Annotated in this window: 25 protein-coding genes and 1 riboswitch; of the genes, 12 read left to right on the plus strand and 13 right to left on the minus strand. The window is 73.4% G+C overall.

Annotation, left to right across the window (positions count from 1 at the left end):
• On the plus strand, nucleotides 1-1,994 hold a 1,994-nt coding region (locus tag ACFVYK_RS24750), incomplete at its 5' end, for a LuxR C-terminal-related transcriptional regulator (RefSeq protein ID WP_389777759.1).
• 93 nt (nucleotides 1,995-2,087) lie between these two features.
• On the opposite strand, the gene bioD is transcribed toward ACFVYK_RS24750, so the two are convergent.
• The 3 genes from bioD to bioB are packed head-to-tail and all read right to left on the minus strand — an operon-like array spanning nucleotide 2,088 to nucleotide 5,351.
• A complete protein-coding gene (gene bioD / locus ACFVYK_RS24755; RefSeq protein ID WP_389777845.1) occupies nucleotides 2,088-2,810 on the minus strand; it encodes a dethiobiotin synthase in 723 nt (240 codons plus the stop codon).
• Nucleotides 2,811-2,812: 2 nt separating this feature from the next.
• Entirely contained in the window at nucleotides 2,813-4,102 is a 1,290-nt protein-coding gene (locus tag ACFVYK_RS24760) for an adenosylmethionine--8-amino-7-oxononanoate transaminase (RefSeq protein WP_389777760.1), read from the minus strand.
• A complete protein-coding gene (gene bioB, locus ACFVYK_RS24765) occupies nucleotides 4,095-5,351 on the minus strand; it encodes a biotin synthase BioB (protein WP_389777762.1) in 1,257 nt (418 codons plus the stop codon). Before bioB ends, ACFVYK_RS24760 begins: the two co-directional genes overlap by 8 nt.
• Before the next feature lie 148 nt (nucleotides 5,352-5,499).
• On the opposite strand from bioB, the gene ACFVYK_RS24770 reads away from it, so the two are divergent.
• The gene (locus ACFVYK_RS24770) at nucleotides 5,500-6,627 is read left to right on the plus strand and encodes an 8-amino-7-oxononanoate synthase (RefSeq protein WP_389777763.1); all 1,128 of its coding nucleotides are present in this window, start codon (nucleotides 5,500-5,502) and stop codon (nucleotides 6,625-6,627) included.
• A gap of 60 nt (nucleotides 6,628-6,687) precedes the next feature.
• On the opposite strand, the gene ACFVYK_RS24775 is transcribed toward ACFVYK_RS24770, so the two are convergent.
• The gene (locus ACFVYK_RS24775) at nucleotides 6,688-6,921 is read right to left on the minus strand and encodes a DUF397 domain-containing protein (RefSeq protein ID WP_389777764.1); all 234 of its coding nucleotides are present in this window, start codon (nucleotides 6,919-6,921) and stop codon (nucleotides 6,688-6,690) included.
• Nucleotides 6,922-6,930: 9 nt separating this feature from the next.
• Nucleotides 6,931-7,788: a helix-turn-helix domain-containing protein gene (locus tag ACFVYK_RS24780; protein ID WP_389777765.1), complete on the minus strand. Its 858-nt coding sequence runs from the start codon at nucleotides 7,786-7,788 to the stop codon at nucleotides 6,931-6,933.
• A gap of 211 nt (nucleotides 7,789-7,999) precedes the next feature.
• Here ACFVYK_RS24780 and ACFVYK_RS24785 point away from each other — a divergent pair, with 211 nt between their 5' ends.
• Nucleotides 8,000-8,482 carry an ATP-binding protein gene (locus tag ACFVYK_RS24785; protein ID WP_389777767.1) on the plus strand — a complete coding sequence of 161 codons (483 nt, stop codon included), beginning with the start codon at nucleotides 8,000-8,002 and terminating at the stop codon, nucleotides 8,480-8,482.
• A 52-nt stretch (nucleotides 8,483-8,534) separates the two neighbouring features.
• On the opposite strand, the gene ACFVYK_RS24790 is transcribed toward ACFVYK_RS24785, so the two are convergent.
• From ACFVYK_RS24790 to ACFVYK_RS24800, 3 genes are all read right to left on the minus strand, one after another.
• On the minus strand, nucleotides 8,535-9,008 hold the full coding sequence (locus ACFVYK_RS24790; protein WP_389777768.1) for a C40 family peptidase: 474 nt from the start codon (nucleotides 9,006-9,008) through the stop codon (nucleotides 8,535-8,537).
• Between the two features lie 3 nt (nucleotides 9,009-9,011).
• Nucleotides 9,012-9,190: riboswitch (cyclic di-AMP (ydaO/yuaA leader) on the minus strand.
• 408 nt (nucleotides 9,191-9,598) lie between these two features.
• Nucleotides 9,599-9,904: a hypothetical protein gene (locus ACFVYK_RS24795; protein WP_389777769.1), complete on the minus strand. Its 306-nt coding sequence runs from the start codon at nucleotides 9,902-9,904 to the stop codon at nucleotides 9,599-9,601.
• Nucleotides 9,905-9,911: 7 nt separating this feature from the next.
• Entirely contained in the window at nucleotides 9,912-10,553 is a 642-nt protein-coding gene (locus ACFVYK_RS24800; RefSeq protein ID WP_389777771.1) for an ATP-dependent Clp protease proteolytic subunit, read from the minus strand.
• A gap of 80 nt (nucleotides 10,554-10,633) precedes the next feature.
• On the opposite strand from ACFVYK_RS24800, the gene ACFVYK_RS24805 reads away from it, so the two are divergent.
• From ACFVYK_RS24805 to ACFVYK_RS24840, 8 genes are all read left to right on the plus strand, one after another.
• Nucleotides 10,634-10,912 (plus strand): type II toxin-antitoxin system Phd/YefM family antitoxin, encoded by a 279-nt coding sequence (locus tag ACFVYK_RS24805; protein ID WP_389777772.1) that lies wholly within the window; start codon nucleotides 10,634-10,636, stop codon nucleotides 10,910-10,912.
• Nucleotides 10,913-11,325: 413 nt separating this feature from the next.
• A complete protein-coding gene (locus ACFVYK_RS24810; RefSeq protein ID WP_028808600.1) occupies nucleotides 11,326-11,628 on the plus strand; it encodes an urease subunit gamma in 303 nt (100 codons plus the stop codon).
• A gap of 14 nt (nucleotides 11,629-11,642) precedes the next feature.
• On the plus strand, nucleotides 11,643-11,954 hold the full coding sequence (locus ACFVYK_RS24815; protein WP_389777774.1) for an urease subunit beta: 312 nt from the start codon (nucleotides 11,643-11,645) through the stop codon (nucleotides 11,952-11,954).
• Nucleotides 11,947-13,668, plus strand: coding sequence for an urease subunit alpha (locus tag ACFVYK_RS24820; RefSeq protein ID WP_389777776.1), 1,722 nt, complete (start codon nucleotides 11,947-11,949; stop codon nucleotides 13,666-13,668). The genes ACFVYK_RS24815 and ACFVYK_RS24820 overlap by 8 nt, the downstream gene beginning before the upstream one ends.
• 23 nt (nucleotides 13,669-13,691) lie before the next feature.
• Entirely contained in the window at nucleotides 13,692-14,366 is a 675-nt protein-coding gene (locus tag ACFVYK_RS24825) for an urease accessory protein UreF (protein ID WP_389777777.1), read from the plus strand.
• A 132-nt stretch (nucleotides 14,367-14,498) separates the two neighbouring features.
• Nucleotides 14,499-15,176, plus strand: a complete 678-nt coding sequence (gene ureG, locus ACFVYK_RS24830; protein WP_389777779.1) for an urease accessory protein UreG — start codon at nucleotides 14,499-14,501, stop codon at nucleotides 15,174-15,176.
• Nucleotide 15,177: 1 nt separating this feature from the next.
• Nucleotides 15,178-15,936, plus strand: coding sequence for an urease accessory protein UreD (locus ACFVYK_RS24835; protein ID WP_389777780.1), 759 nt, complete (start codon nucleotides 15,178-15,180; stop codon nucleotides 15,934-15,936).
• A 113-nt stretch (nucleotides 15,937-16,049) separates the two neighbouring features.
• Nucleotides 16,050-17,648, plus strand: a complete 1,599-nt coding sequence (locus ACFVYK_RS24840) for an alpha/beta hydrolase (RefSeq protein WP_389777782.1) — start codon at nucleotides 16,050-16,052, stop codon at nucleotides 17,646-17,648.
• Nucleotides 17,649-17,729: 81 nt separating this feature from the next.
• Here ACFVYK_RS24840 and ACFVYK_RS24845 read toward each other — a convergent pair whose 3' ends face one another.
• From ACFVYK_RS24845 to ACFVYK_RS24865, 5 genes are all read right to left on the minus strand, one after another.
• Complete coding sequence (locus ACFVYK_RS24845) at nucleotides 17,730-18,473, minus strand: lysophospholipid acyltransferase family protein (RefSeq protein ID WP_389777783.1); 744 nt, start codon at nucleotides 18,471-18,473, stop codon at nucleotides 17,730-17,732.
• A 252-nt stretch (nucleotides 18,474-18,725) separates the two neighbouring features.
• Entirely contained in the window at nucleotides 18,726-21,245 is a 2,520-nt protein-coding gene (locus ACFVYK_RS24850; protein ID WP_389777785.1) for a SpoIIE family protein phosphatase, read from the minus strand.
• Nucleotides 21,246-21,354: 109 nt separating this feature from the next.
• The gene (gene rocD / locus ACFVYK_RS24855; protein ID WP_389777787.1) at nucleotides 21,355-22,584 is read right to left on the minus strand and encodes an ornithine--oxo-acid transaminase; all 1,230 of its coding nucleotides are present in this window, start codon (nucleotides 22,582-22,584) and stop codon (nucleotides 21,355-21,357) included.
• Complete coding sequence (gene ddaH / locus ACFVYK_RS24860; protein ID WP_389777788.1) at nucleotides 22,581-23,393, minus strand: dimethylargininase; 813 nt, start codon at nucleotides 23,391-23,393, stop codon at nucleotides 22,581-22,583. Before ddaH ends, rocD begins: the two co-directional genes overlap by 4 nt.
• Before the next feature lie 156 nt (nucleotides 23,394-23,549).
• On the minus strand, nucleotides 23,550-24,035 hold the full coding sequence (locus ACFVYK_RS24865; protein ID WP_389777790.1) for an Lrp/AsnC family transcriptional regulator: 486 nt from the start codon (nucleotides 24,033-24,035) through the stop codon (nucleotides 23,550-23,552).
• A gap of 79 nt (nucleotides 24,036-24,114) precedes the next feature.
• Here ACFVYK_RS24865 and ACFVYK_RS24870 point away from each other — a divergent pair, with 79 nt between their 5' ends.
• On the plus strand, nucleotides 24,115-24,879 hold the full coding sequence (locus ACFVYK_RS24870) for a LytR/AlgR family response regulator transcription factor (RefSeq protein WP_389777792.1): 765 nt from the start codon (nucleotides 24,115-24,117) through the stop codon (nucleotides 24,877-24,879).

Below are 24,879 nucleotides of genomic sequence, written 5' to 3' on the forward strand. Positions count from 1 at the left end.
ACCGGCTGCTCGCCCGCGTCCGGCAGGGGCGGGGGGAGAGCCCGGGGCGGGCCGGGCCCCGGGGCGCGGGCGCGCGCGGCCCGCGCGGCCGGCTCGCCGCGGAGCTGACGGCCGCCGCCGCCCGGGCCCGGGCGGCGGGCGACCCGGCGTTCGCCTGCGCCCTCGCCGAACGCGCCGCCGCGCTGTCCACCGACCCGCGCGAACGGTCCCGGCTGCTCGGCCACGCGGCGGCCGACGCCTGGCTCGCCGGGGAGGGCGACCGGTCCCGCGCCCTGGCCGCCCGCACGGACGCCGACGCCGTCACCGGCGTCCTCGCCCTGCGCACGGGCCACGCGGGGGAGGCGTTCGACGCGCTCCTGGCCGGCGCCGCCCGAGCGGCGACCCCCCGCACCACGCCCGCCCGAGCGGCGACCCCCCGCACCGCCCGGGCCACCCTCGCCCCCGCCGCTGGGCCCCGGCCCACGAGCGAGGTCGTGTCCTCGGCCGGCGACGGGGCCGGCGCGCCGTCCGAGTGCGCCGGCCCGGCGGCGGACGGGTTCGGGCCTCGCGTCGGTCGTGGCGCCGGAGTCGGCAGCGGCGAGCCCGCAGGCCCCGGAAGCGCGTCGCGGGTCCCGGGCGGGACCGCTGCGGACGCCGGGACGCAGGCCCGCGTCGGTGCTTCCGCCGCAGTGGCGGCCTCCGCCTCGACCGAGGCCGCCGGCCACCTTCTCGCGCGAGCCGCCGAAGCCGCCGTCTACACCGGTGATCTGCGACGATGCCATGAAGCGGTGCTGGCGGCACGGGAGGCGGGGATCGATCCGCCCGGTGTGCTCGGCGGGCTCGCCGCAGCCGTCGACGGGAGGTACGAGGACGCCCGCGACCTGCTGGAGGCGACCGCCGGACGGTGCGGGCCGGGCGGCGACCCCACCCTGCTGATCCACTCGGGCATCGCCGCCCTGATGCTCGGGGACCACACGCGGGCCGCCACCGCCGCCGTCCGGGCGGCCGCCGCCGCCCGCGCCCGGGGCGTCACCGTCCTCGTGTCCCAGGCCATGGAGTTCCGCGCCTACGCCGACTTCTGGACCGGCCGCCCGCACGCCGCCGAGGCCGCCGCCCTGGACGCCCTGCGGCAGGCGTACGCCACCGGACAGGACAACGGCGCGTGTCATCTGCAGGCGGCCCTCGCGATGTTCGCCGCCCTCACCGGCGACGGCGAGCTGTGCCGGGAACGGGCCGCGACCGCCCGCTCGTACGCCCTCGCCCACGGGCTGGGCCTGCCCGCCGCCCTGGCGCAGTGGGCGCTCGCCTTCCTCGACCTCGGCAACGGCCGCTACGACGCCGCCGCGACGAAACTGCGCGCCCTCGCCGCTTCCGGCCCCGGCCACGGCCACCGGGCCGTCCGCCACCTCGCCACCCCGCACTACGTGGAGGCGGCCGTGCGCACCGGCTACACCCGCGTCGCCCACACCGCGCACGCCGACTACGACCGCTGGGCCCGTGCCGTGGGCAGCCCCGACGACCTCGCCCTCAGCGCCCGGTGCCGGGCCCTGCTGACCCCGGGCGCCGAGGCCCTCCAGCACTACGGCGCCGCCCTCGACCTCCACGCGGACGGCGACCGCGCCTTCGAACGGGCCCGCACGGAACTGCTGTTCGGCAGCGCTCTGCGCAGACTGCGCCGCCGCGCGGAGGCCCGCGACCGGCTGCACAGCGCCCTGCAGGCCTTCGAGTCCTTCGGCGCCCCGCACTGCGCGCAGGGGGCCCGCGCCGAACTGCGCGCGCTCGGCGCCCCGGGCGCGTCGACGCGCGGAGGCGAACGCCCGACGACCCACCTGACCGCGCAGCAACTGCTCATCGCCAGGATGGCCGCCGACGGCGCCACCAACCGCGAGATCGCCGCCCGCCTGGCCCTGAGCCCGCGCACCATCGACCATCACCTGCGAGGCGTGTTCACCCGGCTGGGCATCCGCTCCCGCATCGACCTGGTGCGCCTGCTGGCGGACGGGGAGCAGCCGTGACGGCCCGCTCCCGCCCGCCGACGCCCCCCGCCGACGCCGCCCGCCGCTCCCGCCCGCCGACGCCCCCCGCCGATGCCGCCCGCGGCGCGGATCCTAGCCGCCCGAGCCCGTCCGCTCGCGGAACGCCTCCGCCTCCCACGTCCCGTCCAGCCGCGGCGCGAGCCAGGTCCTGGCCGCGACGCGGAAGTCGGCCGGGGACAGCGCGCCGGACCCGGCGGGCAGCGCCCCCAGCAGCGGGGCCCCGGCCACCTCGGGCAGATCCGTGACGTTGCAACGGGACGCCAGGTCGGGGGAGTCGGGCCAGCTGCCGATGACCACGCCCAGCAACTCCAGCCCCCGGGACCGCAGTTCACGGGCCGTCAGTTCGGTCGTGTTCAGCGTGCCCAGTCCGGCCGAGGCCACGACCAGCACCGGCGCCCGCAGCGACTGCGCCGCGTCGGCCAGCGTGCCGCCCGCCTCGTCGAACCGCACGAGCAGGCCGCCCGCCCCCTCGACCAGCACCAGGTCGTGCTCGGCGGCCAGCTTCTGCGCCGCCTCCGCCACGTCCTGCGGCCGCACCGGCGGCAGGCCCGCCCGCCGCGCCGCGGTCCCCGGAGCCAACGGCTCGGGGTAGCGCGCGAGTTCGGCCGTGGTGAGCGGTCCGGCGAGCCGTGCGACCTCGTCGGCGTCCCCGCGCTCGTCCGGCCGTACGCCCGTCTGGGCGGCCTTCAGCACGGCCACGGACCGGCCCGCGACCAGCGCGGAGGCGGCCACCGCGGCGGTCGTGACGGTCTTGCCGACCTCCGTGCCCGTCCCCGTGATCACCAGGATCGGCATGCTCATCCCTCCCGCGCCGCGGCGCACACCGCGCGCGCGATCCGTGCCACGTCCACGTCACCGGTGACGTAGGGGGGCATCGTGTAGACCAGGTCGCGGAACGGCCGCAGCCAGACGCCCTCGCGCACGGCGGCGTCCGTGGCGGCCTTCATGTCCACGGCGTGGTCGAGCTGGACGACGCCGATGGCGCCGAGGACGCGTACGTCCCGCACCCCCGGCAGCTCCCGCGCCGGGGCCAGCCCGTCGCGCAGTCCGGTCTCGATCCGCTTGACCTCCGCGAGCCAGTCCTGGCCGAGCAACAGCTCGATCGAGGCGCAGGCGACGGCCGCGGCGAGCGGGTTGCCCATGAACGTCGGCCCGTGCGCCAGCACCGGCACCTCGCCCCGGGAGATCCCCTCGGCCACCCCGGACGTGCACAGGGCCGCCGCCATGGTCAGATAGCCCCCGGTCAGCGCCTTGCCGACGCACATCACGTCCGGCGTGACGGAGGCGTGCTCCGCGGCGAACAGCGCGCCCGTGCGGCCGAAGCCGGTCGCGATCTCGTCGAACACCAGCAGCACGCCGTACGCGTCGCACGCCTCGCGCAGGACCCGCAGATATCCCGGGGAGTGGAACCGCATCCCGCCCGCGCCCTGCACGACCGGCTCCACGATCACCGCCGCGAGTTCGTCGGCGTGCCGCTCGATCGCCGTGCGCAGCGTCTGGGCGTAGGCCTCGTCGAACTCGGCCGGCGGCGCGTCGACGAACACCTGGCGGGGGAGGACGCCGGTCCACAGGTCGTGCATCCCGCCGTCGGGATCGCACACGGACATCGGCTGCCAGGTGTCGCCGTGATAGCCGCCGCGCCAGGTCAGCAGCCGCTGCTTGCCCGGACGGCCCAGCGAACGCCAGTACTGCAGGCACATCTTCACCGCGACTTCGACCGACACCGATCCGGAGTCGGCGAGGAAGACGTGCTCGAGCCCGTCGGGCGACATGTCGACGAGGAGCTTCGCCAGCCGCACGGCGGGCTCATGGGTGAGCCCGCCGAACATCACATGGCTCATCCGCCCCAGCTGCTCGCGCACGGCCTCGTTGAGCACCGGGTGGTTGTAGCCGTGGATCGCCGACCACCAGGACGCCATGCCGTCGACCAGCTCGCCGGAACCGTCCGCCGTCCGCAGCCGGACCCCGCTCGCCGACTCCACGACGATCGGATCCACCCGACCGGGCATCGGACCGTACGGATGCCACACGTGTCGGCGGTCGAGGTCCAGCAGCTCGGGCACGCCGAGCGGCGCCGGCTCAGGCATTGGGCGCGAGATCGGTACCGGCGCCACGGCGGCGCACGGCGACCAGATCGGTGCGTACCTCGCCCGCGGCCGCCGACGCGGCGACCGCCTGCGCGGGAGCGGGCCCGGCCGCCGGGGCCGATCCACAGACGCCGCCGCCCTCGTGCGCGTCGCAGCCCGAGCCCTCGTGCGAGCCGCACCCGGCGGACTCCGGCGAGCCGCAGCCGGCGCCCTGGTGGGATCCGCAGCCCGCGCCCGCCGTCGCCGCCCGGTGCTCGGGGAGCGTGACCTGCTCCGCGCCCTCCACCTCGAACCCGGCGTCCGCGATCATCTCGAGGTCGGCCTTGCCGGCCTGGCCCTCGGTGGTGAGGTAGTCGCCGAGGAAGATCGAGTTGGCCAGGTGCAGGGCGAGCGGCTGCAGGGTGCGCAGATGCACCTCGCGGCCGCCCGCGACGCGCACCTCGACGTCCGGGCACACGAACCGGACCATGGCCAGGATCCGCAGGCAGCGCTGCGGGGTCAGGTTCCACTCCTTGGCCAGCGGGGTGCCCTCGACCGGGATGAGGAAGTTGACCGGGACCGAGTCCGGGTCCAGCTCGCGCAGCGAGTAGACGACGTCCACCAGGTCCTCGTCGGACTCGCCCATGCCGGCGATCAGGCCCGAGCAGGCCGACAGGCCCGCCGCGTGCGCCTTGGCGACCGTGTCCACCCGGTCGGCGTAGGTGTGGGTGGTCGTGATGTCCCCGTACGTCGACTCGGACGTGTTGAGGTTGTGGTTGTAGGCGTCGGCGCCCGCCTCGCGCAGCCGCTCGGCCTGTCCGTCGGAGAGCAGGCCCAGACAGGCGCACACCTCGACGCCCTCGTTCTGCTCCTTGATGGCCTTGATGGTGCCGGCCACCCGGTCGACGTCCCGGTCCGTGGGGCCGCGTCCGGACGCCACCAGGCAGACGCGCTTGGCGCCACCCGCGAGGCCGGCCGCCGCGGCCCGGGAGGCCTCGTCGGGCTTGAGCCACGTGTACTTCAGGATCCCGGCCGTGGAGCCGAGCCGCTGGGAGCAGTAGGAGCAGTCCTCGGGGCACAGCCCCGACTTCAGGTTCACCAGGTAGTTGAGCTTCACCCGGCGCCCGAACCAGTGCCGGCGCACCTTCCCGGCCGCGGCCACCACGTCCAGCATGTCGTCGTCGGAGGTGGCCAGGACGGCCAGAGCTTCCTCGCGGGTCGGCAGCTCGCGCCGAAGCCCCTTGTCCACCAGCGTGTTCAGCAGGTCCATGAGAGCCGATCCTGTCCTACGGACCCGCTCCGGGCCAAGGTAGGGATCGCACAACACACCCGCTTCGACGTGTGGGTATCGCCACACCGAAGGCAGCGATCGCTGCCGCTAGTGTCTGTCCGCTACCTACAAAAGCCCCGGAGGACCCATGGCGTTCGGCTGGATCGACGAACAGGCGGAACTGCGCCGCCGGGCCGGACTCGTGCGGACGCTGCGGCCCCGTCCGGCCGATTCGCCGCTGCTGGATCTCGCGAGCAACGACTACCTGGGTCTGGCCCGTCATCCCGAGGTGGTGGAGGGGGCCGCGGCGGCCGCCCGGACCTGGGGCGGCGGCGCGACCGGCTCCCGGCTCGTCACCGGCACCACCGAGCTGCACGCCGAGCTGGAGCGGGAACTCGCCGAGCACTGCGGGTTCGAGGCGGCCCTCGTCTTCTCCTCCGGGTACGCGGCCAACCTCGCCGCGGTGACCGCGCTGGCCCCGCACGGCTCGCTGATCGTCTCCGACGCGGGCAACCACGCCTCGCTCATCGACGGGTGCCGGCTGGCCCGGGGCGCCGTCCAGGTCGTCGCGCACGCCGACCCGGACGCCGTCCGCAAGGCGCTGGGCACCCACGGCGGACCGGCTGTGGCCGTCTCCGACACGGTCTTCTCGGTCGACGGCGACGCCGCGCCGCTGGCCCCCCTCGCGGCCGCCTGCCGGGAGCACGGCGCGGGCCTGGTGGTGGACGACGCCCACGGGCTCGGCGTGCTCGGGGAGGGCGGGCAGGGCGCGCCGTACGCGGCGGGCCTGGCGGGCGCGGACGACGTGGTCGTCACGGTCACGCTGTCCAAGTCCCTCGGCAGCCAGGGCGGCGCGGTGCTGGGTTCCGCGCGCGTGATCGACCACCTGGTGAACGCGGCGCGCACGTTCATCTTCGACACCGGCCTGGCGCCGGCCGCGGCCGGCGCGGCGCTGGCCGCCCTGCGCCTGCTGCGGCGCGAGCCGGAGCGCGCGGCGGCCGCGCGCGCGGTGGCCGGCGAGCTGTACGCCCGTCTGACGGCCGCGGGTCTGGAGGCGGTACGCCCCGACGCCGCGGTCGTCTCCGTGCGGGCGCCGTCCCCGGAGGAGGCCGTGCGATGGGCGGCGGACTGCCGGTCGGCAGGTCTGGCCGTGGGGTGCTTCCGTCCTCCCTCCGTGCCCGACGGCATCTCACGGCTCAGACTGACCGCCCGGGCCGACCTCACGGGGACGGAGCTGGAACGCGCTGTTCGGGTGATCGGCGGGACACGCCCATGAGTCGGCGTGACACGGCCGTGGACGGCTGCTGACGGGAAGGGGACGGCTGCGTCGCCGCGCTCAGCGCAACGCGGCCGTGAAGCCCGTCCAGCTCTCGGCGGAGAAGAGCAGGGCGGGACCGGAGGGGTTCTTGGAGTCGCGCACGGCGAGCAGGCCGGCCCAGGGGCCGGAGGCCGGGCGGGCGGTCTCGACGCAGTTGTTCGCTCCCGTGCTGTAGCTGCTGCGCAGCCACCGCACCTGTGGGAGACGGGCGGAATCGGTACTGGAAGGTACGTTCCGCGATACTGCGGACATGGTGCCTCCTTACGCGCCGTCGGCTATCGCGGCGATGTATTCCGATGAGTCCCCGGGGGAAAGGGCGTGCGCCCGGAGGGCGTTGAAGGCCTCGGTATAGGCCCGGAGGTCTTCTTTCCGTTCGAGATAGAGGCTACTCGTCAAGTGGTCGATAACAACCACGTCCAGATCAGAAGTGCGCGCAAATGAGAAGATAACGAAAGGGCCGGTTACCCCGATATGCGCCCCGGCCGCGAAGGGCAGAACCTGCAGTCGCACCTGGGGCAGCCGGGCGGCCTCCACCAGCCGGCCGAGCTGGCGCGTCATCACCTCCGGCCCGCCGACCTCCCGCCGCAGCACGGCCTCGTCCAGCACCGCGTTCAGCTCCAGAGGCGGCTGTGCGCGCAGCACGTCCTGCCGGGCCAGCCGCACCTCGACCAGCGTGTCGAGCTGCTCGTCCTCGACTCCCCCCACGGCCGCGCTGGTCACCGCACGCGCGTACTCGGGCGTCTGCAACAGGCCCGGCACCACGCTCGTCTCCAACGTGCGCATCGCGCTCGCCTGCGCCTCGAGGCTGATGAAGTCCCGGTACGCGGGCGGCAGCACCCCGCGATAGGCGTGCCACCAGTGGTCCCGGCCGCCGCCGTCGGCGCCCGCCAGTGCCAGCATCAGCTCCCGCAGCCGCTCATCGGTCACCCCGTAGGCGTCGAGCAGTAACCGCACATCGGCCGGTTTCGATCCACTGGTGCCGGTCTCGATGCGGCTCACCTTGGACTGGTGCCAGCCCACGCGCCGGGCCACCTCACCACTGGTGAGACCCGCCCGAGCGCGTAAACCGCGCAGTTCCGCGCCCAGTTTCCGGCGGCGCACCACGGGTCCGTGCTGCACGGGCTCCTCCACTCCTGACGTGTCGGCCACCTACGCTCCGCCAGGGCAGAGTTCACCGCATCGAGCGACAGATATATGCAGAACTCGGTGGATCGCCACCCGTGACCGACGCGGTAATGGCAGTCTGGCGAAGAAGCACCAGTCCGGGACCGTACTCGAACCACACGCACCGTGTCGGACCCCGGTCCCGTGGGAAAGGGACGACCTCGCCATGGCGGATCACCTGGAAGCATCCATCACTCTGCCGAGCGAGCCCGCCTCGGTCTCCACGGCCCGCGGATTCGTCGTCGACACCCTCGGCGAATGGGGCCTGCCGGCGGAGACGGAGGCGGCCGAAACCGTCCGGCTGATCGTCTCGGAACTCGCCACCAACGCCGTACAGCACACCTTCGGGCAGTCACCCGCCTTCACGGTGGACCTCGTCCTCGACCGTGACGAACACCTGCGCGTCGGTGTCACCGACAGTCACCCGCGCTTCCCCAGACGGCTGCCGGCCGCCGTCCAGCAGGACAACGGCCGAGGCATGGTGATCATTCGCTGGCTGACCGCGGAGCGCGGCGGCAGGCTCCGGGTGCGGCCCACCCGGGAGGGCGGCAAGACGGTCACCGTCGAGCTGCCGTGGGCCGTACCGGCGGTGGAGCCGGTGGCCGGAGCGCTGACGGCTCCGGCGGACGGCGAGACCCCGGGGCGATGACGGCGCGTCAGGACGCCGTGCGCCGCCCCGGGAGGCTCAGGGGGCCGATGGCTCAGCGCACCCGGCCGTACCAGACGCTCTTGGTCCAGATCTTCTGCAGCTTCACCACGTCGCCGGTCTTCGGCGAGTGCCAGATCTTGCCCTTGCCCGCGTAGATCCCCACGTGGTAGACGCTCGATCCCGAGTGGAAGAAGACCAGGTCGCCCGCCTTGCGGCTGGACGCCGAGACGTGCTTGGTCTTGTTGTACTGCTGGGCCGCCGTCCTCGGCAGGCTCTTGCCGGCCTTCTTGTACGAGTACAGCGTGAGCCCCGAGCAGTCGAACCTCTTCGGTCCGGTGGCCCCGTACCGGTACGGGGCTCCCTTCTTGGAGGCCGCGATCTGCAGTGCCTTCGTCGCCGGTGTGGCGGCCGCGGCGTCCGAGGCGAGCCCCGGGACCACGACCGAGCCGCCCACGGCGGCGATGGCGAAGGCCGAGGCCGTACCGGCCCGGACCATGAGCGACGGGACACGATTGAGCGCAGTCATGCGCAACCCTTCGTCAGCCGCCTGTGAAGGATGACCTGTCGGATTCGGGCTGGCGAAGTTGCCCGGCCGCGGTTGCGGCTTCACCCCAAGGGCTGCTCGACCCGGCGACTCCTCGCGGAGCCGATCGTGCCGGCGACCCGTCGTGCTTGGGTCCTCCACTCCTGCCGATGCACTTCTGTCGACCGGTCATCCGGGCGGCGGCAGGACTCGGCGTCCGCCCGGACCGCCCCGCCTCTGTGGCGGGGGCTTGTCGTCAGTCAGGGATCTTGGCTCACCGATGTCCGAAAATCCCAACGGAACCGGGGATTTGTGGGGTTACTCACCACTCACCTGTTCGGGTGAACACTCTGATGGATGATCAGATGCGGGGGTGCCGCAGGGGCTCTCACCAGCGGTGACGCCGGCCGATTCGCTCGATGGACACTCTTTTGCGCAACTTGTGGGTGTCTGTGGGAACAGTAGACGTTCTGCCGAACGGGGGTACGCCTTCTGGGTCGTTTCGACTCCGGTCCGGTCGTCGCGTCCCAGCCGCGCATCGTCCGGACCGGAGGTGGATCGGATCGGATCGGGTCGGATCCTGTCGGGTCGGGTCAACTGTCGGAGAGCGGGGGCAGTGTGACGCGCGCCGTGCGGCGCTCTCCGTCCAGAACGCGCAGCGCCCGCGCGAGCGTCGGCGCGTGCAGCTCGTTTTCACCCCGTTGGTGCATCAGCGTCAGCGCGTCTCGCAGGGCCGTCGCCTTGGCCACCAGCGCCTGCGCGGCGCGCAGGCCCCGGTAGGTGTCCCCGTGGTGGGCGGGGTTGATGCGGCCGAGCAGGTCGACCACGTCCAGGTAGCCGTCGATCAACTCGGCCTCGGCGCGCGTCAGGGCGGGCAGCGGCGGCAGCTCGGGCACCATCGGCGGCTCACCCCCGGCCCGGGGAGCCGGCCGAGGCCTTGCGGCTGGGGATGATCCCGTCCACCAGGCCGTACGCGACGGCGTCCTGGGCGGACAGGAACAGATCCCGCTCGATGTCCGCGGTGACCTGCTCCGGCGTCCGACCGGTGTGCCGGACCAGCATGTCCTCCAAGGCGGCCCGGGTGCGCGCCAGCTCGTCGGCCTGGATCGCGAGGTCGCTCGCCCGGCCCTCGACGGGCTCGGGCAGCGCCGGCTGGCGGGTCGTCATCCGTGCGCCCGGCAGTGCGAACCGCTTGCCCGGCGCGCCCGCCGCCAGCAGGACCGCGGCGGACGAGTCCGCCCGTCCCAGGCAGGTCGTCGACACGTCGCAGGTGACGAACCGGATCGTGTCGTAGAGCGCCGTCATCGCGCTGAACGAGCCGCCGGGGGAATTGATGTACAGCGCGATGTCCCGGTCCGGGTCCTTGTGCTCCAGGTACATGAACTGGGCCGTCACGTCGTGCGCCGAGATGTCGTCCACCGGCGCGCCCAGGAAGACGATCCGCTCCTCCAGCAGCTTCGCGTACGGATCCATCGTCCGGCGCCCGGAGCTGGTGCGTTCGGTGAACTCGGGGAGGACGTGACGGGCGGACGGTCGCGGTCGGTGCATGGTGCCCCTCCTTGTGCGTCTGGCGCGGCTGGCGCATCTGTAAAAAATGTACAGGACGTACGTGACGTTAGAATGGTGCCATGGCCTACGAGATTCCGGTGACGCAAGCCAGGGCTGAACTCGCCGACCTGATCAACCGCGTCGTGTACGGCGGTGAGCGCGTCGTCGTGACCCGGCACGGCAAACCCCTCGTCGCCCTCGTCTCCGCCGCCGACCTGGAGCGACTCGACGAACTCGACCGGCCCGCGGAGCAGCCGGTGATCAGCTCGGTCGCCGCCGTGCGCGAGGTCGCCTCCGCTCCCCGCGAACAGCACCGGTTCGGCGTCGCGGCGGAGTACCGGGGCCCGAACCCCTCGTGACCGCGCCGCCCGGCTGAGCATGGCGGCCACCGGCCGCGCGCCGGCTCGCCGCCGCCGCCGGCGAGGGCGGCCGAGGCGGCGCCCGCCGCTCCTGCGGGCGCGCCGTATACGGGGCACGGTCTCGACGGCGGCGGCGGGCCGGTCTCGTAGCGGAGGCGGGCCCCGGCGGGGAGTCTCGGGCCGGGCTCGGTGGCGGGGTCGAGGAGCGGGGTGAGCGGGGTGGCGGCGGGCGGACCCCGGCGCGGGCCGGGGAGCGTGTCGGCGTCGGCGGCGGGCCGCCGAACGATCACAGCTGGGTTAACTTGCTCGAAATGCGGTCCAACTAGCCTGCCGATCCATGCCACCAGGGGCTTTCCCCGTTGGCCGCGACAACCGGGCCCCGCACGGCCCGGAGCGAGGATGTGAGGTGGGACGTGCAACTGACCCCGCACGAGCAGGAGAGGCTGCTGATCCACGTGGCGGCCGACGTCGCCGAGAAGCGCCGCGCCCGCGGTCTGCGGCTCAACCACCCCGAGGCGGTGGCCCTGATCACGTCGCACATCCTGGAGGGCGCGCGGGACGGCCGCACCGTCGCCGAGCTCATGTCCTCCGGTCGCAAGCTGCTGACCCGCGACGACGTCATGGAGGGCATCCCCGAGATGATCCACGACGTCCAGGTCGAGGCCACGTTCCCCGACGGCACCAAGCTCGTCACCGTCCACGACCCGATCGTCTGACGGGGGAGGCCGCCGTGATTCCCGGAGAGATCCTCTTCGCCGAGGACGCGATCGTCTACAACGAGGGCCGCGAGGTCACCCGGCTCACCGTGCTCAACGCCGCCGACCGGCCGGTCCAGGTCGGCTCCCACTACCACTTCGCCGAGGCCAACCCCGGCCTGCGGTTCGACCGCGCGGCCGCCCGCGGCAAGCGGCTGAACGTCGCCGCGGGCACCGCGGTCCGCTTCGAGCCCGGCATCCCCGTCGACGTCGAACTCGTCCCCCTCGCCGGGGCCCGTGTCGTGCCCGGGCTGCGCGGCGAGACCGGAGGTGCCCTCGATGCCTGAGATCTCGCGTCCCGCGTACGCCGACCTGTTCGGCCCCACGACCGGCGACCGCATCCGGCTCGCCGACACCGACCTGCTGATCGAGATCGAGGAGGATCGCTGCGGCGGCCCCGGGCTCGCCGGCGAGGAGGCGGTGTTCGGCGGCGGCAAGGTCGTCCGCGAGTCGATGGGCCAGTCGCGGGCCACCCGGGCCGACGGCACGCCCGACACGGTCGTCACCGGCGCCGTGGTCGTCGACCACTGGGGCGTGGTGAAGGCCGACGTCGGCATCCGCGACGGTCGGATCACCGGCATCGGCAAGGCCGGCAACCCCGACACCATGGACGGCGTCCACCCGGACCTGGTGATCGGCCCCGAGACCGAGATCATCGCCGGCAACGGGCGGATCCTGACGGCCGGCGCGGTCGACGCGCACGTCCACTTCATCTGTCCCCAGATCGCCGACGAGGCTCTGGCCTCGGGCGTCACCACCCTGGTCGGCGGGGGCACCGGTCCCGCCGAGGGCTCGAAGGCGACCACCGTGACGCCCGGCCCCTGGCACCTCGCCCGGATGCTGGAGGCGATGGAGCAGTACCCGCTGAACATCGGCTTCCTCGGCAAGGGCAACACCGTCTCGCAGGACGCGATGCTGTCGCAGATCCGGGGCGGGGCGCTGGGCCTGAAGCTGCACGAGGACTGGGGGTCGACCCCGGCCGTCATCGACGCCTCGCTGACCGTCGCCGACCGGACCGGCATCCAGGTCGCCATTCACACGGACACCCTCAACGAGGCGGGGTTCGTCGGCGACACGCTCGCCGCGATCGCCGGACGGGGTATCCACGCCTACCACACCGAGGGCGCGGGGGGCGGGCACGCGCCCGACATCATGACCGTCGTCTCCGAGTCCCATGTGCTGCCCAGCTCGACGAACCCGACCCGCCCCTACACGGTGAACACCGCCGAGGAACACCTCGACATGCTGATGGTGTGCCACCACCTCAACGCGGCGGTCCCGGAGGACCTGGCGTTCGCCGAGTCCCGGATCCGGCCGTCGACGATCGGGGCCGAGGACGTCCTGCACGACCTCGGGGCCATCTCGATCATCTCCTCCGACGCGCAGGCCATGGGGCGGGTCGGGGAGGTGATCCTGCGGACCTGGCAGACGGCGCACGTGATGAAGCGGCGCCGGGGCTCCCTGCCGGGCGACGGCCGGGCGGACAACCAGCGGGTACGCCGCTACATCGCCAAGTACACGATCAACCCGGCGCTCGCCCAGGGCCTGGCCCGCGAGATCGGCTCGGTGGAGAGCGGCAAGCTCGCCGACCTGGTGCTGTGGGAGCCGGCGTTCTTCGGCGTGAAGCCGCACCTCGTGATCAAGGGCGGGCAGATCGCGTACGCGCAGATGGGCGACGCCAACGCCTCCATCCCGACCCCGCAGCCGATCCTGCCGCGCCCGATGTACGGCGCGATCGGCCGGGCTCCGGCGTCGAACTCGTTCAACTTCGTGGCGCCGTTGGCGATCGAGGACGGGCTGCCGGAACGTCTGCAGCTCGGCAAGAGGTTCGTCGCCATCGACTCCACGCGCGGGGTGACCAAGGCGGACATGCGCGAGAACGACGCCCGGCCGCGCGTCCAGGTCGACCCGGACAGTTTCGCCGTGCACATCGACGGCGAGCTCGTCGAGGCGACGCCGGCGGCCGAACTGCCCATGGCCCAGCGCTACTTCCTGTTCTGACTCCGGATGCCGAGGACATCGACGTGACAAGGGCAGCACTTCTCGTCCTGGCGGACGGCCGCTTCCCCGCCGGAGGGCACGCGCACTCCGGCGGGGCGGAGGCGGCGGTGAAGGCGGGCCGGATCACCGGCGCGGCGAGCCTGGAGGCCTTCTGCCGGGGGCGGTTGCACACGGCGGGACTGGTGGCCGCGGCGCTGGCCGCGGCGGCCGCCGCCGGGGCCGACCCGGCCGGGCTCGACGCGGCGGCGGACGCCCGGACGCCGTCCCCCGCGCTGCGGGCCACCGCCCGCAAACTGGGCCGGCAGCTGATGCGGGCCGCCCGCGCCACCTGGCCGAGCGAGGAACTGGACGCCGTGGCACGGCAGTTCCCCAAGGGCGCCCATCAGCCGGTGGTGCTGGGACTGGCGGCGCGGGCGGCCGGTCTGGGGCCGACGGACGCGGCCTGCTGCGCGGCCTACGAGAGCGTGAGCGGACCGGCCACCGCCGTGGTGCGGTTGCTCAGCCTCGACCCGTTCGAGGCGACAGCGGCGCTGGCCCGGCTGGCGCCCGAGCTGGACCGAGTGGTCGACCGGGCCGTGGCGTCCGGGACGGCGGCGCCGACGGAGGGCGTCGACGTGCTGCCCGCGGCGTCCGCGCCGCTGCTGGAGATCGGGGCGGAGGTGCATGCCGCCTGGCCGGTGCGCCTGTTCGCCTCCTGAGCGTCCCCGCCCTCGTCCCCATCCCCGCCCCCGCCCTCGCCCCCGCCGCCCCTCCCTTCCCTCCCTCCCGGTCTCCCGGAAGGAGACCCCCGACGGGCTGAGTCCAACCGGTCCGGCCGAACAGGAGCCGTTGTGCATCTCGACACCTCTTCCCACGGTCCCGCCGCCGTCGGCGCCGACGCCCGTCGGCCCGACGGCTCGCGCCGCGCCCTGCGCATCGGGCTCGGCGGTCCCGTCGGCTCCGGCAAGACGGCCACCGTCGCCGCACTGTGCCGGGCCCTGCGCGACGAACTGTCCCTCGCCGTCGTCACCAACGACATCTACACCCGCGAGGACGCCGAGTTCCTGCTCCGCGAAGCCGTGCTGCCGCCCGAGCGGATCACGGCCGTCGAGACGGGCGCCTGCCCGCACACCGCCATCCGCGACGACATCTCCGCCAACCTCGAGGCCGTGGAGGATCTGGAGGACGAGGTGGGGCCGCTGGACCTGATCCTCGTCGAGTCCGGCGGGGACAACCTGACCGCCACGTTCTCCAAGGGGCTCGTGGACGCCCAGGTCTTCGTCATCGACGTCGCCGGCGGGGACGACATCCCGCGCAAGGGGGGCCCCGGCGTCACCACCGCGGACCTGCTGGTCGTCAACAAGACCGACCTCGCGCCGTACGTGGGCTCCGACCTCGCCCGGATGGCGGCCGACGCGAAGGCTCAGCGGGGCGAACTGCCCGTCGTCTTCCAGTCGTTGAGGAGCGAGAGCGGGGTAGCGGACGTCGCCGCCTGGGTGCGGGCACGGCTCGCCGCCTGGACGGCGTGACATGGGCGGTGTGCACGCCACCGCCCGGATCGAGGCGCGCGCCGACGGGCGCGGGGGAACCTCCCTGCCGGTCCTCCAGAGCGACGGACCGCTCGCCCTGCGGCGCACCCGGGGGGCCGGCGCCGAGGCGCGCGTCATGATCGTGGGGGCGATGAGCGGCCCCCTGGGCGGAGACCGGTTCGCCGTCGAGGCGGACGTGGGCGGCGGCGCCCGGCTGCGGGTGGGCTCGGCCGCAGCCACCATCGCGCTCCCCGGCCAGGCGAAGGGGGACGCCCGCTACGAGGTGCACCTCACCGTCGCCGGCGAGGGCGAACTGCACTGGCTGCCCGAGCCGTTGATCTCGGCGAAGGGCAGCGATCTGTCCGTCGTCACCAGGGTCGGCCTCGACGCCGGGGCGCGGCTGGTGCTGCGCGAGGAACAGGTGCTCGGACGGGCGGGGGAGGAGCCCGGCCGGCTCGGCAGCCGGTTGGTCGTGCGGGTCGCCGGCCGGGTCGTCCTGGACCAGGAACTGGCCTGCGGACCGGGCGCGCCCGGCGGCTGGGACGGCCCGGCCGTGCTCGCGGGACACCGGGCGGTCGGACAACTGCTGCTCGTGCGACCGGAGTTCGCGGAGCGTCCGGTGGAGGCCAGGATCCTCGCCGAACACGCCTGTGTCATGCCGCTGGCCGGGCCCGCCGCCCTGGTCACCGCCGTCGCGCCCGACGGTCTGCGCCTGCGGCGCGTGCTGGACCGGGCGCTTGCCGAACTGGACATCCGGTGAGCGGTACTTCTCTTCCCGGTTATCGGATTGGCAAAGAAGGTCAACGACACCTTTTCTCAGGCGCCTCACAGCCGCAAGGATCCCTGTGCCGCCATAAACAGGGGAGTTTGCACTTGAAGGACATACGACCGAACAAGCGCATCGCAGCGCTGAGCTCGGCGGGCGTGCTCGTCACCGCGACTCTCGTCGCCGGTGCCGTCGCGGCGCCCACGGCCGGCGCGGCCAGCGGCCGTCCGGGCCAGGACCGCGAGGCCCGGGGCGCCGCGATCGCCGCCGAGCGGGCCGCCAAGGCCGGCATCGACTGGCAGGCGTGCCCGGCCGACTGGGGCCTGGAGAAGCCGATCCAGTGCGGCTGGGTCACCGTTCCGCTCGACTACGCCAAGCCGAACGGCAAGAAGATCAAGCTCGCCGTGGACCGCATCGGCAACACGGGCACCGCGAAGGAGCGCCAGGGCGCGCTCGTGTACAACCCCGGCGGGCCCGGCGGCTCCGGTCTGCGCTTCCCGCGCCGCGTCACCACCAAGGCGCCCGTGTGGACCAACGTGGCCAAGGCCTACGACTTCGTGGGCTTCGACCCGCGCGGCGTCGGCCACTCCGCCCCCATCTCCTGCATCGACCCGCAGGAGTTCGTCAAGGCGCCCAAGGCCGACCCGGTGCCGGGCAGCGAGGCCGACAAGCTCGCCCAGATCAAGCTGGCTCGCGAGTACGCCGACGGCTGCTACGAGCGCAGCGGCGAGATGCTGCCGCACATGACCACGCCGAACACCGTGCGCGACCTGGACGTCATCCGGGCCGCCCTCGGCGAGAAGAAGCTCAACTACCTGGGCGTCTCCTACGGCACCTACATCGGCGCCGTCTACGGCACCCTCTTCCCGGGGCACGTGCGCCGGATGGTCGTCGACAGCGTCGTCAACCCGTCCCGCGAGAAGATCTGGTACGAGGCCAACCTCGACCAGGACGTCGCCTTCGAGGGCCGCTGGAAGGACTGGGAGGACTGGGTCGCCCAGAACGACGCCACCTTCCACCTCGGCGCCACCCGCGCCGCCGTCCAGACCAAGTGGCTCGAACTGCGCGCCGCCGCGAAGAAGAACCCCATCGGCGGCGTCGTCGGTCCGGCGGAGCTGATCTCCTTCTTCCAGAGCGCCCCGTACTACGACTCCTCGTGGGTCCCGGTCGCCACCGTCTTCAGCAAGTACTTCGCGGGGGACACCCAGGCGCTCGTCGACGCGGCCGCACCGGACCTGACCGACACGGCCGGCAACATCGCCTCGGAGAACAGCAACGCCGTCTACACGGCCGTGGAGTGCACCGACGCCAAGTGGCCCACCAGCTGGCGGAAGTGGAACAGCGACAACACGCGGCTCAACAAGGACTACCCGTTCATGACCTGGGCCAACGCGTGGATGAACCTGCCGTGCGCCTACTGGCCGGTCAAGCAGCAGTCCCCGGTGAACGTCACCACCCACAAGGGGCTGCCGCCGGTGATGATCGTGCAGTCCACCGATGACGCCGCCACCCCGTACGACGGCGCCGTCAGCCTGCACCAGCGTTTCAAGGGCTCGCGCCTGATCACCGAGAAGGACGCCGGCTCCCACGGCGTGACCGGGCTGGTCAACTCCTGCATCAACCCCCGGGTGGACGCCTACCTCCTCACCGGGAAGCTGGACCGCGCGGACGTGACCTGCGCACCGCACGCCACGCCCAAGCCGTAAGCACCGCCGGCAGGCAGTGAGGGGCGGCCGGATCGATCCGGCCGCCCCTCTGGCGTTCCCGTGACGGCCGGTGACCCGTCGTCAGTCCCGCGCGGAGCGCCGGAACGTGCGGCCCTTCTCCGGCTTCTCCGACTTGCGCGTCCTCGCCTCGGCCTCCTCCGCCTTGGCGACGGCCGCGTACTGGTCCACGTACTCCTGCTGCGACAGCGTCAGGATCGCGTACATGATCTCGTCGGTGATCGCCCGCAGCACCGCCTTCTCGTTCTCCATCCCGAGGTAGCGGGAGAACTCCAGCGGCTCGCCGAAGCGGATCACCACGGGGTGCAGGGTCGGGATCTTCTTGCCGGGCGGCTGCGCCTCGAAGGTGCCGATCATCGCGCAGGGGACGACGGGCGCGCGGGACTTCAGCGCCATCACCGCGACGCCGACCTTGCCCTTGTAGAGCCGGCCGTCGTGCGAGCGGGTGCCCTCGGGGTAGATGCCGAGCAGCTCGTCCTTGCCGAGCACCCCCAGGCCCTCGCGGATCGCCGCCTGGCCGGCCTCCTTGCCGGAGCGGTCGACCGGGATCTGGCCGGCGCTGCGGAAGAAGGCGGCGGTCAGCCGTCCCTTGAGGCCGGGACCCGTGAAGTACTCGGCCTTGGCGAGGAAGGTGATGCGGCGCTTGAGGATCGCGGGCATCAGGAAATGGTCCGAGAACGACAGGTGGTTGCCCGCGATGATGGCGGCTCCCGAGTCCGGCACATGCTCCAGGCCCTCTATTCGGGGCCGGAAGAGCAGTCTCAGCAGCGGCCCCAACACCACGTATTTCAGCAGGTAGTAGAACAAAGGGAGTCGCTCCTCGTGTCCGGCGGATCGGCTCGCCGCCGTGTTCCAGCAGGTCAACCGGCATGGCGTGGGGTGTCAGTGTAGGGGCAGGCGGCGACGGCCGGAACCGGGCCGATCCGGACCGGGCCGGACTCCCGCCGTCACGGCCGGACGACGACCAGGGCCGTGTCGTCGGTCGCGCCTCCGGCCGGCAGGAGTTCCCACAGGACCGCGTCGGCAAGGGCTTCGGGGTCCGCGGGCGCGGTCCCGGGGTCAGCCGCCGGGGTCCGTGAGCGACTGCTCCGCCCAGATGACCTTGCCCTCCGGAAGGAAGCGGGTGCCCCACCGCCGGCTCACCTGGGAGACCAGCAGCAGGCCGCGGCCGCCCTCGTCGGTGGCTCGCGGGTGGCGCAGATGGGGGGCGGTGGCGCCGCCGTCGAAGACCTCGCAGACCAGGGTGCGCTCGCGGATCAGCCGCAGCCGGATCGGTCCGGTGGCGTACCGGATCGCGTTGGTGACCAGCTCGCTGACGACCAGCTCCATGGTGAACGACAGCTCCTCGAGCCCCCACTCCGCCAGCCGGCGGCTCGCCGTCCTGCGGGCCTCGGCGACCGCCGCCGGGTCGGCGGGCAGCTCCCAGTCCGCGACCCGGTCCGCGCTCAGCCGGCGGGTGCGGGCCATGAGCAGGGCGACGTCGTCGTAGGGACGGGCCGGCACGAGGGCGTCGATCACCGCCCGGCAGCGCAGGTCGAGGGCGCCCGCGGACTGCTCCAGCGCCTGCCGCAGCCGTTCCCGGTCGGTGTCCAGCGCCCACCGCTCGCCGCGGGCCAGCAACCCGTCCGTGTGCAGGGCCAGGGTGCTGCCCTCCGGCAGGATCAGCTCGGTCGACTCGAACGGCGGCCCGCCCGCGCCGAGCGGCGGCCCCTGGGGCAGCTCGACGAACGTGACGGCGCCGTCGGGCCCGACGACGGCCGGGGCGGGATGTCCCGCCGCGGCCATCACGCACCGCCCGTCGACGGGGTCGTACACGACGTACACGCACGCCGACCCCACCGCCTGGCTGCCCTCGGCTCCCGGCCGGGCCCCTGCCGTCCCGTCCTGCTCGTGGTCCATGCGGGCCACCTGGTCGTCGAGGTGGGCGAGGATCTCGTCGGGCCGCAGGTCCAGTGCGGCGAGGGTGCGTACGGCGGTGCGCACCCTGCCCATCGCCGCCGCCGCGTCGATGCCGTGGCCGGGCACCTCGCCGACGACGAGGGCGACCCGGGCCCCGGACAGCGGGATCAGGTCGTACCAGTCGCCGCCGAGGCCGGTCAGCTCGTCGGCCGGCCGGTAGCAGGCGGCCACCTCGACCGCCTCCTGCTCGGGCAGCCGTCGGGGAAGCAGATTGCGCTGGAGCACCAGGGCCGCGTCGCGCTCCCGGGAGTAGCGGCGGGCGTTGTCGACGCAGACGGCCGCCCGCGAGACGAGGTCCTCGGCGAGGGCCAGATCGTCCTCGTCGAAGGGCTCGCGCGGCTGGTCCCGCACGAAGGTGGTGACGCCGAGGGTCGTGCCGCGGGCCCGGACCGGCACGATCAGGGCGCTGGGCTGCCCCGGCCCGGCGGGCGGACCGGGCAGCCACTCCTCGGCGGCCCGCTCCAGCCGGTCGGCCCGCCAGGGCCGACCCGTGACCAGGGACCGCACCGGGGGCGAGTCCCCGCGGTGGACGACCCAGGGAGGTCCGCCCTCGTCCCCGCCGCTGCCCTCCCTCCCGTCCCTCCCGTCCCTCCCGTCCCTCCCGTCACTCCCGTCGTCCCCGTCGTCCGCGCCGTCCGCGGGGTCGCCGGCCGTCCGCCGGCCCACCCTGCGCAGGCGCACGCGGTCGGGTGCCTCGCCCGCCGTCGGGCCCACCGCGGGCTCGGCGCCCGCCAGCACCTGCTCCAGCAGATCGACGGTGACGACGTCCGCGAAGCTCGGCACCGCCACGTCGGCGAGCTCCTGGGCGGTGCGGGCGATGTCCAGGCTGCTGCCGATGCGCCGGCCGGCGCTGTCGAGCAGTGCGAGCCGCTGCCGGGCGCGATGGCGGTCGGTGATGTCGACGACCGTGTAGTAGACGCCCACCGGACGGCCGTGGTCGTCGTTCAGCCGGGTGAACGACAGCATGTGCGCGGTCTCCCGGTGCGGCGCGGACCGGACGTGGCCCAGATGCTCGTAGCCGACGACCGGCTCCCCGCTCTCCAGCACCCGCCGCATCTGCGCCTCGACGGCCTCGGAGTCGAGGCCGGGCTGGACGTCGGCCATCCGCAGCCCCAGCCGCTGCTCGGGCGGGCCGCCGCCGAACCGGGCGAGAGCCGCGTTGGACCACACGTAGCGCAGGTCGGTGTCCACGATCGCGATGCCGATGGGGGCGCCGCCGACCATCTGCTCCAGGACCGAGCGGCTCATGCTCCAGCCGTGCGCGTCGGCCATCTCGTTCAGCAGCACCAGCCAGCGCGCCCGGCCGCCGGGCTCGTGCGCCGAGGTGATCCGGGCCATGACCGGCACCGGCCGGCCGTCCTTGCGCAGGGCGGACAGCAGCCCGGCCCACCCGCCCTCCAGGCGGCACCGCTCCAGGACGTCGGGGACCCGCCCGGCGTCCCCGTGCGCGAGCAGCCCGGCCATGTCCTTGCCGACCGCCTCGGCGGCCGGGTAGCCCAGCAGGCGCTCGGCGTCCCTGGTCCAGCTCGTCACCACTCCCCGCCTGTCCAGGAGCAGGGGAGCGGTGTCCGCCACGTCGAACCGCCGACGGGCAACGTCGTCCTCGTCGTGTGTGCCCACGGTCGACCTCTCTGTCGCTGTGAGTGGTCTACCACCTCCTGCTCAATCCTCACCCTGCCCGTACGACGGAGGCCGGGCCACCCGAGCGCCGGCCGCGCCGCACGGCTCCTCAGCTCCCCTGCGCCAGCACCTTCTCCAACGAGGCCAGCGCCGAGGCCAGTTCCTCGGCCGTGACGGTCAGCGGCGGCGCCAACCGGATGGTCGAGCCGTGGGTGTCCTTGACCAGCACGCCCTCCCGCATGAGGCGCTCGCTGACCTCACGGCCGGTGCCGAGGGCCGGGTCGACGTCGACGCCCGCCCACAGCCCCCTGGCCCGGAAGCCGACGACGCCCTTGCCGACCAGCCCGGTCAGCCCGTCCCGCAGGACGACTCCCAGCTCGGCCGCCCGGCGCTGGAACTCGCCCGTCTCCAGAAGTTCCACCACCGCCGTGCCGACGGCCGCGGCCAGCGGGTTGCCGCCGAAGGTCGAGCCGTGCTCCCCGGGCCGCAGCACCGACAGCACCTCCCGCCGCGCCACCACCGCCGACACCGGCACGATGCCGCCGCCCAGCGCCTTGCCGAGGAGGAGCACGTCGGGCGTCACCCCCTCGTGCTCCACGGCCAGCGTCCGGCCGGTACGTCCGAGGCCGGACTGGATCTCGTCCGCGACGAAGAGGCAGTTCGTCCGCCTGGTCAGCTCCCGCACACCGGCGAGATAGCCGTCGTCGGGGATGACCACGCCCGCCTCGCCCTGGATGGGCTCGATCAGCACCGCGGCCGTCGTCTCGTCGATCGCCGCCTCCAGCGCGGCCAGGTCGTTGTAGGGGACGACGCGGAAGCCCGGCGTGAACGGCCCGAAGCCCGCCCGGGCCGTCTCGTCCGTCGAGAAGCTCACGATGGTCGTGGTGCGGCCGTGGAAGTTGTCCGCCGCGACCACGATCGTCGCCCGGTCGGCGGGGACGCCCTTCACGTCGTAGGCCCACTTGCGCACGACCTTGACGGCGCTCTCGACCGCCTCGGCGCCGGTGTTCATCGGCAGGACCATGTCCAGGCCGGTCAACCCCGCGAGCCGCTCGGCGAATCCGGCCAGGCGGTCGTTGTGGAAGGCGCGGGAAGTGAGCGTGAGCCGGTCCAGCTGACGGTGGGCGGCCTCGATGAGCGTCGGATGACGGTGGCCGAAGTTGAGGGCCGAGTAGCCGGCCAGCATGTCCAGGTAGCGGCGGCCCTCGACGTCCTCCACCCACGCGCCCTCGGCGCTCGCGACGACCACGGGCAGCGGATGGTAGTTGTGCGCGAGCACGGGCTCCTCGGCGCGGATCAGATCGGCGGAGGAACGGGTGGGGACGACGGGTGCGGTCATGAACGGATCTCCTGGGTGCAGCACTTGATGCCGCCGCCGGCCTTCTGGAACTCCGATAGGTCGACGGGGACGGGGACATAGCCGCGCTCGCCGAGCCGTGCGGCGAGGGCCTCGGCCCGGGGCGCGATGAAGACGTGACGACCGTCGGAGACCGAGTTCAGACCGAACGCCATGGCGTCGTCGCGGGTGGCGAGCACCGCGTCCGGGTACAGCCGGGCGAGCACCGCGCGGCTGCCGGCGGAGAACGCCTGCGGGTAGTACGCGATGTTGTCGTCGTCCAGCACGAACAGGGCGGTGTCCAGGTGGTAGAAGTGCGGGTCCACCAGGGTCAGGCTGATCACCGGGTGGCCGAAGAACTCCTGCACCTCGCGGTGCGCGTCACGCGTGGTGCGGAACCCGGTGCCGGCCAGCACGTAGCGGCCCGTCCACACCAGGTCGCCCTCGCCCTCGCAGACCGACTCGGGGCGGTGGACGTCGTACCCAGCCGTCCGGAACCAGGTCTCGTAGTGGACGGACTCGGGCCGCCGCTCGGGAGCGTGGAAGAGGGAGCCGAAGACCCGCCCCGCCACCACGACCGCCGAGTTGGCGGCGAAGACCATGTCGGGCAGACCGGGGGCCGGCTCCACGGCGTCCACGGCGTGGCCGTGCTCGCGGTAGGCGCGGATCAGCGTCCGCCACTGCTCCTGGGCGAGATCGACGTCGACGGGGGTGTCGGGATGCATCCAGGGGTTGATCGCGTACTGCACCGCGAAGTGTCTGGGTTCGCAGACGAGGAAGCGCCGGGGGCGCCGCACACGGCTTTCGGACACAGAGGGATTCCTCCGTTTCCCTGCGGGTGTCGACTGAGGGTTGACACCACGGTAGGAACTGACAGCGACGCACGACAAGGAAGGAGCGTTGCGTGTTCGCGCAGTAATGCTGCGTGATGATCCGATCGAACGCAGGCTTGCTGCGTGCGTGCGGGTTTATTCGGGTGCGGGCTGGGTCGCGCCCGCCTCCGGGCTGTCCGGCAGCAGGTGGGACAGCACCATCACGCTGATCGTCTTGCGGATGAACGGCTCGGCCCGGATCCGCTCCAGCACGTTCTCGAAGTGCTCCACGTCCCGCGCCCGCACGTGCAGCAGGGCGTCCGCCCCGCCCGTCACCGTCATCGCCGCGGTGATCTCGGGATGGTTGCGGACCACCTCCGCCAGCCGCCGGGGCGGGGCTGCGCCCTCGCAGTACACCTCCACATACGCCTCCGTGCGCCAGCCCAGCGCCGACGGTTGCACGGTGGCCGTGAACCCGGTGATCACCCCGGTGTCCCGCAGCCGGTCCACCCGCCGCTTGACGGCCGTCGAGGACAGGCCGATCGCCGTGCCGATCTCGGCGAAGCTCGTCCTGGCGTTCGCCATCAGGGCAGTGATGATCTTCCGGTCGAGGTCGTCGAAGGAGGCGGGCGCGCTGTTCATGCGGGCACTGTAGGACAGCGTGTGCGCCGGCACTCCCGTACGTGTCCGGCGACGCGGATCGCCCCTACACTCCAGCCTCATGCTGCGCGCCCTCGCCGTCGACGACGAACGCCCCTCACTGGAAGAGCTGCTCTACCTGCTCACCGCGGACCCCCGCGTCGGCAGCGTCGAGGGAGCCGGCGACGCGACCGAGGCGCTGCGCCGCATCAACCGCGCCCTGGAGTCCGGGCCGCAGGGCCCCGAGGCCGTCGACGTGGTCTTCCTCGACATCCAGATGCCCGGCCTCGACGGCCTCGACCTCGCCCGCCTCCTCACCGGCTTCGCGCGCCCGCCCCTGGTCGTCTTCGTCACCGCCCACGAGGACTTCGCCGTCCAGGCCTTCGACCTCAAGGCCGTCGACTACGTCCTCAAGCCCGTGCGCAAGGAACGCCTGGCCGAGGCGGTCCGTCGCGTCGTCGAGCTCAGAGCGGCCGAACCGCGCGGCGCCGCCCCGACCGTCCCCGTGCACGAGCCCGACCCCGATCACATACCCGTCGAGCTCGGCGGCGTGACCCGCTTCGTCGTCGTCGACGACATCACCCACGTCGAGGCCCAGGGCGACTACGCCCGTCTGCACACCGACCGCGGCAGCCACCTCGTCCGGATCCCGCTGTCCACCCTGGAGGAGCGCTGGCGCGCCCGCGGCTTCGTCCGCATCCACCGCCGCCACCTCGTCGCCCTGCGCCACATAGGCGAACTGCGCCTGGACGCGGGCACGGTGAGCGTCCTGGTCGGCGGCGAGGAACTCCAGGTCAGCCGCCGCCACTCCCGCGAACTGCGCGACCTGCTGATGAGGAGGCCCTAG

Origin of the sequence: Streptomyces sp. NPDC058291 (assembly GCF_042880855.1) — a bacterium.
In the GTDB taxonomy this organism is placed as follows: Bacteria; Actinomycetota; Actinomycetes; order Streptomycetales; family Streptomycetaceae; genus Streptomyces.

Coding starts and splice junctions, on each gene's coding strand:
- bioD (WP_389777845.1), bottom strand. CDS start 2,810: ATGCCGATCCTGGTGATCACGGGGACGGGCACGGAGGTCGGCAAGACC.
- ACFVYK_RS24760 (WP_389777760.1), bottom strand. CDS start 4,102: ATGCCTGAGCCGGCGCCGCTCGGCGTGCCCGAGCTGCTGGACCTCGAC.
- bioB (WP_389777762.1), bottom strand. CDS start 5,351: ATGGACCTGCTGAACACGCTGGTGGACAAGGGGCTTCGGCGCGAGCTG.
- ACFVYK_RS24770 (WP_389777763.1), top strand. CDS start 5,500: ATGGCGTTCGGCTGGATCGACGAACAGGCGGAACTGCGCCGCCGGGCC.
- ACFVYK_RS24775 (WP_389777764.1), bottom strand. CDS start 6,921: ATGTCCGCAGTATCGCGGAACGTACCTTCCAGTACCGATTCCGCCCGT.
- ACFVYK_RS24785 (WP_389777767.1), top strand. CDS start 8,000: ATGGCGGATCACCTGGAAGCATCCATCACTCTGCCGAGCGAGCCCGCC.
- ACFVYK_RS24790 (WP_389777768.1), bottom strand. CDS start 9,008: ATGACTGCGCTCAATCGTGTCCCGTCGCTCATGGTCCGGGCCGGTACG.
- ACFVYK_RS24795 (WP_389777769.1), bottom strand. CDS start 9,904: ATGGTGCCCGAGCTGCCGCCGCTGCCCGCCCTGACGCGCGCCGAGGCC.
- ACFVYK_RS24800 (WP_389777771.1), bottom strand. CDS start 10,553: ATGCACCGACCGCGACCGTCCGCCCGTCACGTCCTCCCCGAGTTCACC.
- ACFVYK_RS24805 (WP_389777772.1), top strand. CDS start 10,634: ATGGCCTACGAGATTCCGGTGACGCAAGCCAGGGCTGAACTCGCCGAC.
- ACFVYK_RS24820 (WP_389777776.1), top strand. CDS start 11,947: ATGCCTGAGATCTCGCGTCCCGCGTACGCCGACCTGTTCGGCCCCACG.
- ACFVYK_RS24835 (WP_389777780.1), top strand. CDS start 15,178: ATGGGCGGTGTGCACGCCACCGCCCGGATCGAGGCGCGCGCCGACGGG.
- rocD (WP_389777787.1), bottom strand. CDS start 22,584: ATGACCGCACCCGTCGTCCCCACCCGTTCCTCCGCCGATCTGATCCGC.
- ACFVYK_RS24865 (WP_389777790.1), bottom strand. CDS start 24,035: ATGAACAGCGCGCCCGCCTCCTTCGACGACCTCGACCGGAAGATCATC.
- ACFVYK_RS24870 (WP_389777792.1), top strand. CDS start 24,115: ATGCTGCGCGCCCTCGCCGTCGACGACGAACGCCCCTCACTGGAAGAG.